The organism is Flavobacterium sp. I-STPP5a (assembly GCF_009764685.1).
Classification (GTDB): Bacteria; Bacteroidota; Bacteroidia; order Flavobacteriales; family Flavobacteriaceae; genus Flavobacterium.
In genome coordinates, this window is the sequence record NZ_VHLM01000047.1 from 23,018 (window position 1) to 37,626 (window position 14,609).

At 34.4% G+C, this 14,609-nt stretch carries 15 protein-coding genes; all 15 read right to left on the reverse strand.

Annotated features, from left to right (window positions below; genetic code table 11):
• Positions 1 to 104: 104 nt before the first annotated feature.
• Positions 105 to 1,544, reverse strand: a complete 1,440-nt coding sequence (locus FJV36_RS08320; RefSeq protein WP_158730042.1) for a NuoM family protein — start codon at positions 1,542 to 1,544, stop codon at positions 105 to 107.
• Between the two features lie 82 nt (positions 1,545 to 1,626).
• Positions 1,627 to 3,507, reverse strand: a complete 1,881-nt coding sequence (nuoL, locus tag FJV36_RS08325; protein ID WP_158980997.1) for an NADH-quinone oxidoreductase subunit L — start codon at positions 3,505 to 3,507, stop codon at positions 1,627 to 1,629.
• A gap of 6 nt (positions 3,508 to 3,513) precedes the next feature.
• Complete coding sequence (nuoK, locus tag FJV36_RS08330) at positions 3,514 to 3,834, reverse strand: NADH-quinone oxidoreductase subunit NuoK (protein ID WP_066079401.1); 321 nt, start codon at positions 3,832 to 3,834, stop codon at positions 3,514 to 3,516.
• A 1-nt stretch (position 3,835) separates the two neighbouring features.
• Positions 3,836 to 4,348: an NADH-quinone oxidoreductase subunit J gene (locus FJV36_RS08335; protein ID WP_144893352.1), complete on the reverse strand. Its 513-nt coding sequence runs from the start codon at positions 4,346 to 4,348 to the stop codon at positions 3,836 to 3,838.
• Positions 4,348 to 4,893 carry an NADH-quinone oxidoreductase subunit I gene (locus tag FJV36_RS08340; protein ID WP_086453184.1) on the reverse strand — a complete coding sequence of 182 codons (546 nt, stop codon included), beginning with the start codon at positions 4,891 to 4,893 and terminating at the stop codon, positions 4,348 to 4,350. Before FJV36_RS08340 ends, FJV36_RS08335 begins: the two co-directional genes overlap by 1 nt.
• A 155-nt stretch (positions 4,894 to 5,048) precedes the next feature.
• Positions 5,049 to 6,101, reverse strand: coding sequence for an NADH-quinone oxidoreductase subunit NuoH (gene nuoH, locus FJV36_RS08345; protein ID WP_158980999.1), 1,053 nt, complete (start codon positions 6,099 to 6,101; stop codon positions 5,049 to 5,051).
• Positions 6,094 to 7,143 (reverse strand): 2Fe-2S iron-sulfur cluster-binding protein, encoded by a 1,050-nt coding sequence (locus FJV36_RS08350; protein ID WP_158981001.1) that lies wholly within the window; start codon positions 7,141 to 7,143, stop codon positions 6,094 to 6,096. Before FJV36_RS08350 ends, nuoH begins: the two co-directional genes overlap by 8 nt.
• Before the next feature lie 71 nt (positions 7,144 to 7,214).
• The gene (nuoF, locus tag FJV36_RS08355) at positions 7,215 to 8,582 is read right to left on the reverse strand and encodes an NADH-quinone oxidoreductase subunit NuoF (RefSeq protein WP_158730047.1); all 1,368 of its coding nucleotides are present in this window, start codon (positions 8,580 to 8,582) and stop codon (positions 7,215 to 7,217) included.
• A gap of 1 nt (position 8,583) precedes the next feature.
• On the reverse strand, positions 8,584 to 9,114 hold the full coding sequence (locus FJV36_RS08360; protein WP_158730048.1) for an NAD(P)H-dependent oxidoreductase subunit E: 531 nt from the start codon (positions 9,112 to 9,114) through the stop codon (positions 8,584 to 8,586).
• 81 nt (positions 9,115 to 9,195) lie between these two features.
• Entirely contained in the window at positions 9,196 to 10,434 is a 1,239-nt protein-coding gene (locus FJV36_RS08365; RefSeq protein WP_158730049.1) for an NADH-quinone oxidoreductase subunit D, read from the reverse strand.
• Between the two features lie 36 nt (positions 10,435 to 10,470).
• Complete coding sequence (locus FJV36_RS08370; protein ID WP_086453178.1) at positions 10,471 to 10,992, reverse strand: NADH-quinone oxidoreductase subunit C; 522 nt, start codon at positions 10,990 to 10,992, stop codon at positions 10,471 to 10,473.
• 3 nt (positions 10,993 to 10,995) lie between these two features.
• Positions 10,996 to 11,544: an NADH-quinone oxidoreductase subunit B gene (locus FJV36_RS08375; RefSeq protein WP_086453177.1), complete on the reverse strand. Its 549-nt coding sequence runs from the start codon at positions 11,542 to 11,544 to the stop codon at positions 10,996 to 10,998.
• Positions 11,545 to 11,671: 127 nt separating this feature from the next.
• Entirely contained in the window at positions 11,672 to 12,037 is a 366-nt protein-coding gene (locus tag FJV36_RS08380; RefSeq protein ID WP_158730050.1) for an NADH-quinone oxidoreductase subunit A, read from the reverse strand.
• Positions 12,038 to 12,331: 294 nt separating this feature from the next.
• Positions 12,332 to 12,526 (reverse strand): cold-shock protein, encoded by a 195-nt coding sequence (locus FJV36_RS08385; RefSeq protein ID WP_158730051.1) that lies wholly within the window; start codon positions 12,524 to 12,526, stop codon positions 12,332 to 12,334.
• A gap of 130 nt (positions 12,527 to 12,656) precedes the next feature.
• Positions 12,657 to 14,402, reverse strand: a complete 1,746-nt coding sequence (gene aspS, locus FJV36_RS08390; protein WP_158730052.1) for an aspartate--tRNA ligase — start codon at positions 14,400 to 14,402, stop codon at positions 12,657 to 12,659.
• Positions 14,403 to 14,609 lie beyond the last annotated feature (207 nt).

A 14,609-nucleotide genomic window follows, 5' to 3' on the forward strand; every position in this document is an offset into this window, starting at 1 on the left:
TAGGATTTACACAATAGAATGAAAAAACAACTAATGTTAAAATCTATAAACCTAATTAATTTGTATTTTTTTATTTTGATCTAAAATGTTATGCTTCTTGCGTACTAATACCTTTGCGTTAACAAAAGAATTTGTTCTAATGCTGGTGTTATCAAATCATTAATTGGTTTTGGATACATCCCAAAAAAGAATAAAACACCAACTATAATTAACAACGATACGGTCTCACTTGCTGTAACATCTGTAAAAACTTTAGAGTTAGTTTCACCCAACATAGCGTGTTGAAACATTTTTAACATGTAGTAAGCCCCTAATATAATTGTAGTACCACCTACAATTGCAAACCAAATATTTACTGTGGACAAACTATATAAAACTGTGAACTCACCTATAAAGTTAAACGTAGTAGGCAACGCCACCGATGCTAAAACTAAAATTAAAAACAAAGAAGTAAATTTTGGTGCTTGTACACGAATACCTCCCATTTCTGAAATTACTCTTGTTTCATATCTTCTAGAAATGATTTCAGCAACAAAAAACAAACCTACCACAACAAACCCGTGAGCAATCATTTGTAAAACTGCACCTCTAAAACCATCAAGGTTCAAAGCATAAGTACCAGAAGCGATCAAACCAACGTGTGCCAAAGAGGAATACGCTAATAATTTTTTTAAATCTCTTTGTTTTAATGCTACGATAGAACCATACACAACTCCCACAAGCCCTATACCAATAAGTAAGTATTTGTACTCATGAGCCGTAACTGGTGCTAATGGTAATTGCCAACGGATCACACTATACAAACCCATCTTTAACATGATACCTGACAAAAGCATGGTTCCTACAGTTGGAGCTTTTTGATACACATTAGCTTGCCAAGTATGGAAAGGTATTAAAGGAATTTTTATAGCATACGCCAAGAAGAAGGCTAGAAAAATCCAAAATTGCTCTGATCTCGATAAATTTAAAGCATAAAGATCTTGAATTAAAAAACTACCAGCTTTTTGGTACAAATACACAAAAGCCACTAACATAAACAAAGATCCTGCTAAGGTATAAATGAAAAACTTTACAACAGCTTTTTTACGTTCATCAGAATTACCGTTACCCCAAATAAGAGCTATAAAATAAATAGGCACTAACGCTAATTCCCAAAAGATATAATAAAGCAATCCATCAGAAGCTAAAAAGGTACCCACCATAGCAAAGGACATAAACAAGACCAATGCATAAAAAGATTTCGAGTTTTGATATTGATTTCCAAATGATGAAAAAATAATAATAGGTGTCAAAATAGTAGTTAATAATAACATCACTAAAGACAATCCATCTGCAGTTAATGCAAAAGAAACTGCTGGCTTACTAATCCATGGACTTATAAAATTAATATTTACACCAGCATTATATTGATTGAGCAACACAAAAGAAGCTACAGCTGAAACTAACCCAAAAAACAAAGCTACTTTTGAAGCTAACTTATTTCCAACTAATAAGGTTGCAAAGGCACCAATCAAAAGTATAATTAAAATTAGAGATACGTTCATTTGAAAATTTTTAATGATTTCAAAAGCCACTCATCATGACTTTTAAAAGATATTTAATATTACTGAAATTTATAATCTAACACTAAACCAGAAACAAGTAGGATACAATAGCACACAATCCTAAAACAAAAACAAAAAGATATAATCCAATACTTCCACTTTGAATTTTTTTACCTTGGTAACTGATTTCATTTGTTACTTTTCCAAAACCGAAAACAATTGCTGATAATCCCGTTTCTACGGTATCTCTAAAAAAGCGAGATAATACATTAATTGGCTTCACAAATAACAAATCATATCCTTCATCAACATAATATTTGTTATAAAGTACTTTTGCAAATCCAGTGATGCTTTCATCTGAAGTAGGAACCGAATTTTGTTTGATATATTTACTGTAAGCGATTCCTATTCCTACCAATCCACCAACAACAGCAATTGCCATTAAAATGTATTCTGTAGTTCCAAGATGGTGTTCTGCGGCAGCTAATTTTGGTAAAATTGGAATCAAATAATGATTCAACCAACTGTTTCCAGGCAAACTAATCACACCACCAATTGTAGCTAATATTGCTAAAATAACTAAGGGTGCAGTAATTAATGCAGGACTTTCATGCAGATGATGCTTTTGTTCAGCAGTACCTCTAAATTCTTTGTAGAATGTTAAAAACATCAAACGGAACATATAAAATGCAGTCATTATAGAAGCAATAGAAGCAACTACCCATAACGGGATATTATGATGGAATGCTACCAATAAAATTTCGTCTTTCGAGAAAAAACCAGAGAATAATGGAACTCCAGATATTGCTAAAGAAGCAATCAACATCGTTACAAAAGTAATTGGCATTGCTTTTTTCAAGCCACCCATATTGCGCATATCTTGTTCTCCGTGCAAAGCATGAATAACTGATCCTGAACCTAAAAACAAACAAGCCTTGAAAAAAGCGTGCGTGATTACGTGAAAAACCGCAACTTCATAAGCTCCTAAACCTAATGCTAAGAACATCAAACCTAATTGCGATACCGTTGAGTAGGCCAATACTTTTTTAATATCATTTTGAACTAAACCAATAGTGGCAGCAACAAGAGCTGTTGTAGCACCTACTATAGCGATAACATGTTGTACTTCTGGCAACAAATCAAATACAAAATTCAATCTCGTGATCATGAATATACCAGCAGTTACCATCGTAGCAGCATGTATTAATGCTGAAACTGGTGTTGGCCCTGCCATTGCATCAGGCAACCAAGTATACAAAGGAATTTGTGCCGATTTACCACAAGCACCTATAAACAATGCAAAACCCGCTACTGTTAACCAATATAAATCAAGATTGGTTGCACCAGCAATTGCCGTTTTTAAAGTAGTATAATCTAACGTTGAAAATAAATTACCTACAATGAATATACCTATCAATAAACCTAAATCACCAATACGGTTCATGATGAATGCTTTCTTAGCTGCATCATTGTATTCTTGGTTTTTATACCAAAAACCAATTAGCAAATACGAACAAAGACCTACGCCTTCCCAACCGATGAACATGACTAATAAATTACTTCCTACAACCAGTGTGATCATAAAAAATACAAACAAATTTAAATACGCAAAAAACTTGTGCATATTTTCATCGTCATGCATATAACTGATAGAATACAAATGAATCAAAGAACCAATTCCTGTTACAAAAAGCAACCATAAAATAGAAAGTTGATCTAATAAAAATCCGAAATCAACTTTAAAATTACTGATTTGAATCCAATCAAAAAGTGAAATTCGAAAACCATTTGGCTGCGCTGCATTTGCACCAAAGAAAAAACTAGCAGCAATAAAAGAAATGAAAACTGCAAGCGTACCTACAATTCCAGAAACTGTTTTACCTAGGCTTTTGCCAAAGAAAACATTAATTAAAAATCCTAAAAAAGGAGCGAGAACTAAAACTAAAGCTATATTGGTATTCATTTCCATTTATCCTTTTAAGTTTTTTAAATTATCAATTGTAATAGAACCTAAATTTCTAAAAATAGAAACTAGAATGGCCAATCCTACTGCCACTTCTGCTGCAGCAACTGCCATAGAGAAAAACACAAAAACCTGTCCTTGCGCATCTTGATGGTACGTTGAAAAAGCAACAAATAACAAGTTAACGGCATTCAACATAATTTCAATTGACATAAATACAATGATAGCATTTCGTCTGTACAACACTCCAAAAACACCAATACAAAAAAGTATTACGCTCAGGAAAATATAGTTTTCTATACCAATATGGTTTAAAATATTATTCATTTTATTTTTGCAATTTTTCTTTTTTAGACAATAACACAGTTCCTATCATCGCAACCAATAGTAATATAGAAGCAAATTCAAACGGAACCATATATTCATTCAAGAGTATTTTACCCAATACTTTTATAGATTGATAATCTTCACCCGTAGTTACATACTCCCCTACAATAGGTTTTGAATTGATAAAAATCGCAATCAATACTAAACAAATCAAACAAAAAGAAACTATCGCTCCCAATCGTGTAATTCTCGGTCGGTGAACTTCTTTTTCCTCGTTCAGATTCATCAACATGATCGTAAACAAAAACAAAATCATGATCGCTCCTGAATATACAATAACGTGAACAATGGCCAAGAATTGCGAGTTTAATAACAAATAATGACCTGCAATAGAGAAGAAACAAATCACTAAATAGATAGCACTATGTATTGGGTTTCTACTAAAGATGGTTAAAAAAGCAGTTGCTAAAGTGATAGCAGCCAATACACAAAAAATTATAAGTATTGTAGACATTAGTTAGCGTTTTTTAGTTGAGCATTTTGAATTGCCATTTCAAGCGGCATCACTAGTTTATCTTTACCAAAGATAAAATCTTCTCTCTCATAACTAGCCGGAACAAGAACCTTAGATGTGGTTAGGTAAATTGCGTCTTTCGGACAAGCCTCTTCGCACAACCCGCAAAAAATGCAACGCAACATATTGATTTCATATATCGAAGCATATTTTTCCTCACGGTATAAGTGCTTTTCATCCGCTTTTCTTTCCTCGGCTTTCATCGTGATGGCCTCAGCAGGACAAGAAAGAGCACACAAACCACAAGCTGTACAATTTTCTCTACCTTGCTCATCTCGTTTCAACATGTGCTGTCCACGATACACGGGACTCATTTTTCGTACTTGCTCAGGGTACTGAATGGTAACTTTTCTAGTAAATAAATGCTGGATTGTAATTATCAATCCCTTGATAATCGCTACAAGATACATTCTTTCCCAAAAAGTCATCTCTTTGTTAGAGACTAACTTTTTTCTTCCCGATAAGGATATACTTTCTATTGACATTTTCTATTTTTATTTGAAGCTAATCCTGCTATTCGTTTCAATCTTTTTTGTTTTTAAAGAAAAAACAAAAAAGGATTTCCACTACTATCAGGGCTAGGGCTTTTCGGTATAAATTATAAATATTCCTTATTAAATCCCCTTTAGGGGCTAGGGGCTTAAAATCCTAAATAAGCAGCAATATCTGCTCTCAAAATTACAATTCCGGTAATCATAATATTAATGATCGATAGCGGAATTAATATTCTCCATCCTAAATTCATTAATTGATCGTATCTAAATCTTGGAATAGTCCATCTTACCCACATGTAGAAAAAGATAAAACCACATAGTTTTACAAATAATGCAGCAAAACCTAGTATATTTCCAATATTTACACCACAATTCTCCACAACCCAACTCATTCCTGGATAGTTGTACCCTCCAAAAAACAAGACCGCTAAAATAGTCGAAGAAATGAACATATTAGCATATTCTGCAAATAAATAAAAACCCATTTTCATCGAGGAATATTCCGTATGATACCCACCAATAAGTTCACTTTCGCATTCAGCTAAGTCAAAAGGAGTTCTGTTTGTTTCAGCAAAAGCACAAATCAAGAAAATAACAAATGATAAAGGTTGGTAAAATACGTTCCAATTCATCCCTGCTTGTTGCGCAGATATCTCTCTTAAACTTAAAGTACCTGTCATCATTAATAAAGCAATCATAGAAAGTCCCATGGCTACTTCATACGATACCATTTGTGATGCAGCCCGAACAGCTCCCATCAAAGAGAACTTATTGTTAGAGGCCCATCCACCAATCATGATTCCGTAAACACCCACTGATACTACTCCAAAAAAGTACAACAAACCAATATTCAAATCAGTTGCTTGAAGTAAAATATCTCTACCAAACAGATGCAATCTATCTCCCCAAGGAATTACCGCACTAGTCATTAAAGCAGTACTCATAGCAATAGCTGGACCTACAAAAAACAAAAATCGGTTGGGAGTATTAGGCTCAAATTCTTCCTTAGAAAATAATTTTAAACCATCTGCAAGTGGCTGAAAAAGACCAAAAGGCCCAGCTCTATTGGGACCTACACGGTCTTGAAGCCAAGCAGCTACTTTACGTTCTGCCCATGTTGAGTACATGGCCATTAACATTGTTAAAGCAAAAACAACAAGTATAACAACACTTTTTTCTATGATAAATACGCTATCCATTATTACCCAAGCTTTTTTGATTCATAATATCTTCTTGTGTCAATGGAATTTGCGCCATACTAATTTTTTTACGATCCGTTTCTCTACCTTTTAAAATGGTTTCCTCCGTAGCAATTTCAACTTTCTGTAACTTTCTGTTATATTTATTTTGGTTGATTACCGAGTCTTTTTCAAAAGCTCTTGGTCCTTCAATATTCCAATCTTTTAAGTCTTTGTGATCAAAACGACATCCATTACAAATAAATTCATCTACCTCATGGTATTCGTCTTTTCTTCCTGTAACACGTTGAATTTCATCACCAAACATCCATACTGTAGTCTTTCCAGAGCAGGTAGGACAATCTCTATGTGCATTGTATGGCTTACTAAACCAAACTCTAGATTTGAATCTAAATGTTTTATCTGTTAAAGCTCCAACTGGGCACACATCGATCATATTTCCAGAAAACTCATTATCAACCGCTTTTGATATACATGTTGATATATTAGAATGATCTCCTCTATCCATAACTCCATGTACACGCTCGTCTGTCAATTGATCAGCAACCATCACACAACGGTAGCAAAGAATACAACGGTTCATGTGTAATTGAATATTCGGACCAATGTCTTCTGGTTCAAATGTTCTTTTTTCTTCAATGAATCTTGATTCTGACTTTCCGTGTTCAAAACTTAAGTTTTGCAAATCACATTCTCCAGCTTGATCACAAACCGGACAATCTAATGGGTGATTAATCAACAAAAACTCTGTTACTGATTTTCTGGCTTCTTGTACACGTGGAGATGATTTACTATTCACTTCCATTCCGTCCATACAACCAGTTACACATGATGCCATTAATTTAGGCATTGGTCTAGGATCAGCTTCACTTCCTTTTGCAACTTCTACTAAACAACAACGGCATTTTCCACCGCTTCCTTTTAGTTTAGAATAATAGCACATCGCTGGCGGAACTACATCTCCACCTATCATACGTGCTGCTTGCAGGATTGTTGTTCCTGGTTCTACTTCTATGCTTTGACCGTCTATGGTTACTTTCATTTCTATATTAGTTTCACGTTTAAAGTTTCATGTTTCAAGTTAATTAACCTAAAACTGCAACCTGAAACGAATTATACTGTTTGCTTCGCTACTAAATGTTTTACACTTGAAAAAGGCTCCGCAACAAAATGATCTCTATTTTTTATTTTTTCTGGGAAACGAATGTGGTATTCAAACTCATCTCTAAAGTGACGAATTGCTGCTGCTACTGGCCAAGCTGCCGCATCACCTAGCGGACATATTGTATTTCCTTCTATTTTACTTTGAATACTCAATAGCAATTCGATATCTTCTTCACGACCGTGACCATTCTCTATTCTATGCAATACCTTTTCCATCCATCCCGTTCCTTCACGACAAGGAGAACATTGTCCACAACTTTCATGGTGGTAAAAACGAGAGAAATTCCAAGTGTTTCTTACAATACAAGCCGTATCATTGTAAACTATAAATCCACCTGAACCTAACATAGAACCTGTTGCAAAACCTCCATCGCTAAGTGATTCATAGGTCATTAAACGATCCTCGCCATTGGCAGTTTTAAAAATCAAATCAGCAGGTAAAACGGGAACTGAACTTCCTCCCGGTACAAATGCTTTCAAAGGTCTGTCTGAACTCATTCCACCTAAATACTCATCAGAATTCATGAATTCGTAAACACTTAAACCCAATTCAATTTCATAAACACCAGGATTTTTAATATGTCCCGAAGCCGAAATTAATTTGGTACCTGTTGATCTTCCTATTCCTATCTTCGCATAATCTGCTCCTGAATTGTTTATGATCCAAGGCACAGCAGCAATAGTTTCTACATTATTTACAACCGTTGGATTTGCCCAAAGTCCTGAAATTGCAGGAAATGGCGGCTTGATTCGAGGATTTCCTCTTTTTCCTTCTAATGATTCAATAAGTGCCGTTTCTTCACCACAAATGTATGCACCACCACCTATTTGTACATATAAATCTAGATCATAGCCTGAACCCAAAATATTTTTCCCTAACCAGCCTGCAGCTTTAGCTTCGGCAATGGCTCGCTCTAATATTTTATAAACCCACATGTATTCTCCACGAATGTAGATGTATGAAAGATTTGCTCCCAATGCATAGCTTGAAGTGATCATCCCTTCGATCAATAAATGCGGAATGTATTCCATCAAATAGCGATCTTTGAAAGTTCCCGGTTCAGACTCATCCGCATTGCAAACTAAATGTCTTGGCTTTCCTGATTTTTTGTCGATAAAACTCCATTTCATTCCAGCAGGAAACCCAGCTCCACCTCGACCACGTAGTCCAGATGTTTTCACCTCTTCTACAACTTCATCTGGTGTTAAACTCTTCAAGGCTTTCTCAACTGATGCATATCCTCCATTGGCACGATATACTTCATAGGTCTTAATTCCTGGAATATTTACTTTATCTAATAATATTTTCTGTGACATATTATTTATCGTGTAGCATTATTGTATTGTTCTTGCAATCTTCAATTAACTGATCTACTTTGTCTTTTGTCAAATGTTCTTTGTAAAAATCACCCAATTGCATCATGGGGGCATATCCACAAGCACCTAAACATTCCACTCCTCTAACTTCAAAAAGACCATCTTGTGTAGGCTCCCCTACTTTTACACCAAGTTTGTTACAAGTATAATCCATCAAATCTTCTACTCCGTTCAAACAACAAGGTGATGTTTGGCAAAATTCAAACATGTATTTACCAACTGGTCGACGGTTGAACATAGTATAAAAAGAAACCACTTCATACACCTCAACCGGTTTTATCGAAAGAATTTCCGCTACTTTATCTTGCAATTCAATACTCAACCAATCATTGTGAGCATCTTGAACTTCATGCAAAACAGGTAGTAAAGCTGATTTTTGTTTGCCCTCTGGATAATGACTTATTAGCTCATTGATGCGAGTCATCAAGGCTTCAGTCATATTTATTTCTTGTTTGTATTGTGTTCTTTCCATTTTAAATATTTTAAATTTTGAATTATAAATTTTAAATGTTTTGAATAATTTACAATTTAAAATTCATCATTTATAATTTTACTAAGCGTCTAACTCTCCCGCAATTACATTTAAACTCGACAAAATAACAATCGCATCAGATAATAACGAACCTTTAATCATTTCTGGATACGCTTGGTAATATATAAAACAAGGTCTACGGAAATGCAAACGATATGGAGTTCTACTTCCGTCAGTTACCAAATAAAAACCAACTTCACCATTTCCTCCTTCAACAGGATGGTAAATTTCGGCCACTGGTACCGGAACCTCACCCATAACAATCTTAAAGTGATAAATTAAAGATTCCATGTTGTTATATACATCTTCTTTTGGAGGTAAGTAATAATCAGGTACATCAGCATGGTATTCGTTACCTGCTGGCATTTTATCCAACGCTTGACGAATAATGCTCAAACTCTCCCAAACCTCTGCATTACGCACACAAAAACGATCATATGTATCACCTGATTTTCCTACTGGTACAATAAAATCAAAATCTTCGTATGAAGAATAAGGTTGTGCTACACGCACATCATAATCAACTCCTGCAGCACGTAAATTAGGACCTGTAAAGCCATAAGCCATTGCTTGCTCTGCAGTTATAGCTCCTACATTAACCGTTCTATCAATAAAAATTCTATTTCTTTCAAATAAGTTTTCAAACTCTTTCCAAGCCACAGGAAATTCTTCTAAAAAAACATCTAGTTTTCTAAAAGCTTCTTCTGGCCAGTCTCTTTCAAAACCACCAATTCTACCCATGTTAGTTGTCAAACGAGCACCACAAATTTCTTCGTAGATTTCATATACTTTTTCTCTAAATTGAAAAACATATAAGAAACCTGTATAAGCCCCAGTATCAACTCCTAAGATCGAGTTGCAAATAATATGATCGGTAATTCTAGCCAATTCCATGACAATAACCCTTAAATATTGCGCTCTTTTTGGCACTTCAATATCGAGTAATTTTTCAAGAGTCATCCACCAACCCATGTTATTGATAGGAGATGAACAGTAGTTCATTCTATCCGTTAATGGAGTAATTTGGTAAAAAGGTCGGTTTTCAGCAATTTTTTCAAATGCTCTGTGAATGTATCCAATTGTTGGCTCAGCTTCAAGAATGCGCTCTCCATCCATCAACAAGATATTTTGAAAAATACCGTGTGTTGCAGGGTGCGTAGGACCTAAATTTAGAATCGAAAGTTCGCTACCATCTTCATTTAACTGTTCCGCAATTCTTTTGGCATAACGATGCTCTGGTGGTAATAATAGTTCTGACATTTATTTAATGTGAAAAATTATAAAAGTGTGCTTTTTTTAATAATTATCGGTTGTTCTTCCAAAGAAACGATCGTCTTTATCTGTTCTTCCGCTATCTTCCATTGGAAACTCTTTTCGCATAGGGAATGAAATCATTTCATCCATATTCAAAATTCGTTTCAACTGTGGATGTCCTATGAAATTGATTCCGTAAAAATCATAAGTTTCTCTTTCCATCCAGTTAGAACTTAAAAAAATGTTTGAAATCGTTTTAATTTCTGGTTTCTCTCCGTTAAGATATGCTTTGATTCTGATTCTTTTATTTTCGTACCAATTGTGCAAATGGTACACAACAGCAAACTGATGATCTTCATCATTATCAGGATAATGGATTCCGCATAAATCAGTTAAAAAATGAAAACGTAATGTAGGATCGTTTTTTAAAAATAAAATAACGGCTGTAATCGTTTCAGCATTTACTTCAAATGAAAAAATATCTTTTTCTTGTTTGAATTCAAAAACAGCCTCTTGAAAAGTTTCGACTAATTTTTCTTGTATTTGTATCGTTTCTAGCGCCATTATTTATTTGATATTATAGGAAGCTAATAATTCTTGGTATTCAGGAGAACTTCTTCTTCTTACAGATTCTGTTTTTACCAATTCTTGCAATCTCATTACTCCATCAACAATTTGTTCTGGTCTTGGAGGACATCCAGGAACATAAACATCTACAGGAATTACTTTATCAATTCCTTGTAAAACAGAATAGGTATCAAAAATTCCACCTGATGATGCACAAGCTCCAACTGCAATTACCCAACGAGGCTCTGACATTTGTTCATAAACTTGACGCAATATAGGAGCCATTTTCTTTGATATTGTTCCCATAACAAGCAACATATCCGCTTGACGTGGAGAAAAACTCACTCGCTCTGATCCAAAACGTGCTAAATCATAATGCGATGCCATTGTTGCCATAAACTCTATACCACAGCAAGAAGTAGCAAATGGCAATGGCCAAAGCGAATTTGCTCTAGCTAAGCCTACTACATCATTAAGTTTTGTAGCAAAAAACCCTTCACCAACAACACCTTCTGGAGGGGCAACCATACTTACATTTGAATTACTCATCTTTGTAAAATTATGAATTATGAATTATGAATTATGAGTTCACAATTTAAATTTTAAAAACATTCTTTTATAATACTTTAGAAATTGAAATCTTTACAATTCGTTATTTCTAAGTCCTAATTAAACTTTATTCCCACTCTAGGGCTTTCTTTTTAATGATGTAGAAAAATCCAACTAGAAGCAACATCATGAATACAATCATCTTCACCATTCCTTCCATACCCAATTCTTTAAAATTGATTGCCCAAGGATATAAGAAAATAACTTCCACATCAAACAAAACAAAAAGGATAGCTACAAGGAAATATTTAACTGAAAACGGAATCCTAGCATTACCAACGGATTCTATACCACATTCGAAATTTTTATCTTTAACCTCAGAGGATCTTTTAGGGCCTAATTTTCCGGAAACTATAATAGTTCCTACAACAAAACCTACAGCTAAAAGAAACTGCATCAAGATAGGAATGTAATTCAATTGATCTGATTGCATATTATGATTTTTACGTATAAGAATAAGCAACAAAGATAACTTTCAAATTATTAAATAACAATAATTTTTTAAAAATACATGCCAACTACAACGTTGTAAATTTGCAATTTTTATTAATTATAAATAAGGAGACTGCTTTTAATGAATACGAAAGCTGAGGAGGAATTAAAAACAAATATCAACCATGTACTTGTTGAAATTTTTATTATGAGCTCCATTATCTAATAAAAAAAAACGTCCCGATATACTCGGGACGTTTTAAACTTTCGTAGGCAAAAAAAATTATTTTTATGCTTAGATCACTGCTACATTTGCAGCAACTTTTCCTTTTCTTCCTTCTTCTTCTACATAGCTAACTCTATCACCTTCGCGCAATTCTTCCGCGTTGATTCCTGAAGCGTGAACGAAAATGTCTTTTCCTGTTTCTTCGTCTGTAATGAATCCGTAACCTTTAGATTCATTGAAAAATTTTACTGTACCTGTACGCATTGTAATTGTAATAATAATTTATAATGTAGCAAATGTAATATTTAATACAATACGAAATGCGTTCTTATCTTTTTATTTTGTAAAAATATTGATATTCAACGTTTTCTAACTATATTAACATCACACAAAGCTATGCTAATTTTATATGTAATTCTTTTAATTGTGAATCATCAATAACAGATGGCGCATCAATCATGACATCTCTTCCTGAATTATTCTTAGGGAATGCGATGAAATCTCGAATAGTTTCCTGCCCACCTAATATGGCAACAAGTCTATCTAAACCAAAAGCCAATCCACCATGAGGAGGTGCACCAAACTGAAAAGCATCCATTAAGAAACCAAACTGAGCCTTAGCTTCTTCCTCACTAAAGCCTAAATACTTAAACATTAACTGCTGCGTAGCTTTGTCGTGAATACGGATAGATCCACCGCCAATTTCATTACCATTCAAAACCATATCATAGGCATTAGCACGAACTTTCCCTGGATTAGTTTCTAGCAAGTGCATGTCCTCTGGTTTTGGTGATGTAAAAGGATGGTGCATAGCATGGTATCGACCGCTTTCCTCATCAAATTCTAACAAAGGAAAATCAACTACCCAAAGCGGAGCAAACTCATCTGGCTTACGCAATCCAAGACGTGTAGCAAGTTCCATACGCAAAGCTGATAATTGTGTTCTTGTTTTATCTGCTGGACCTGATAACACAAAAATCATATCTCCTGCTTTTGCATCAGTAATTTTAGCCCATTGAGACAAATCTTCTTGATCATAAAACTTATCTACTGATGATTTGTAAGTTCCATCATCATTGCATTTAACGTAAACCATACCACTAGCTCCAACTTGCGGACGTTTTACCCAGTCAATTAATGCATCAATTTCTTTACGGGTATAATTTCCTGTTCCTGGCACTGCAATTCCCACCACCAATTCGGCAGCATTAAAAACTGGAAACTCTTTATGTTGAGCGTATTGATTTAACTCCCCAAACTGCATTCTAAAACGGATGTCTGGTTTGTCATTACCGTACGTTTTCATGGCATATTCATAGGTGATTCTTGGGAATTTTTCAACCTCAACACCTTTTATTTCTTTTAACAAATGGCGCGTTAGTCCTTCAAAAACATTCAAAATGTCTTCTTGCTCAACAAATGCCATCTCACAATCAATTTGTGTAAACTCAGGCTGTCTGTCTGCACGAAGATCTTCGTCACGGAAACATTTTACAATTTGAAAATATTTATCCATTCCACCCACCATTAACAATTGCTTGAACGTTTGAGGAGATTGTGGCAAAGCATAAAACTGTCCTTCGTTCATACGAGAAGGTACTACAAAATCTCTAGCTCCTTCTGGCGTAGACTTTATTAAATAAGGTGTTTCCACCTCACAAAAATCTAAATCCGAAAGATACTTACGTACTTCCATAGCTACTTTGTGACGAAAAAGCAAACTGTTTTTAACAGGATTACGTCTGATGTCAAGGTAACGGTACTTCATTCGAATGTCTTCTCCACCATCTGTTTCATCTTCGATAGTAAAAGGAGGGGTTAAGGCTGCGTTTAGAATTGTTAATTCAGTTACCAGAATTTCAATTTCACCAGTAGGGATATTTTTATTCTTAGCTTCACGCTCAATAACAGTTCCTTTAACCTGAATTACAAATTCACGGCCAAGAGTTTTTGCTAATTCAAAAACAGATTTTTCAGTACGACTTTCGTCAAAAATTAATTGTGTTATTCCATAACGGTCTCTTAAATCAACCCAATTCATAAACCCTTTATCACGTGATTTTTGAACCCAACCCGCAAGAGTTACATTAATACCGGTATGCGAGGCATTTAACTCGCCACAATTATGACTTCTATACATCTTCAAAATTTTAGTTTGTTTTGTCCTTAGACTTGTGTGCAAATTTAGGACTAATTATGAATAATGAATTGTGAAATAAGAATTTTTAGCACTATGATTTTTAAACCTTTTGAGCTCAAATGTTAAACTTTAGTTCAATGTTACCAAATTGTTAACATAAAGTTTTTTTATTGTAAAATACTTTTTATCTTTGTTAAGCTAATATGA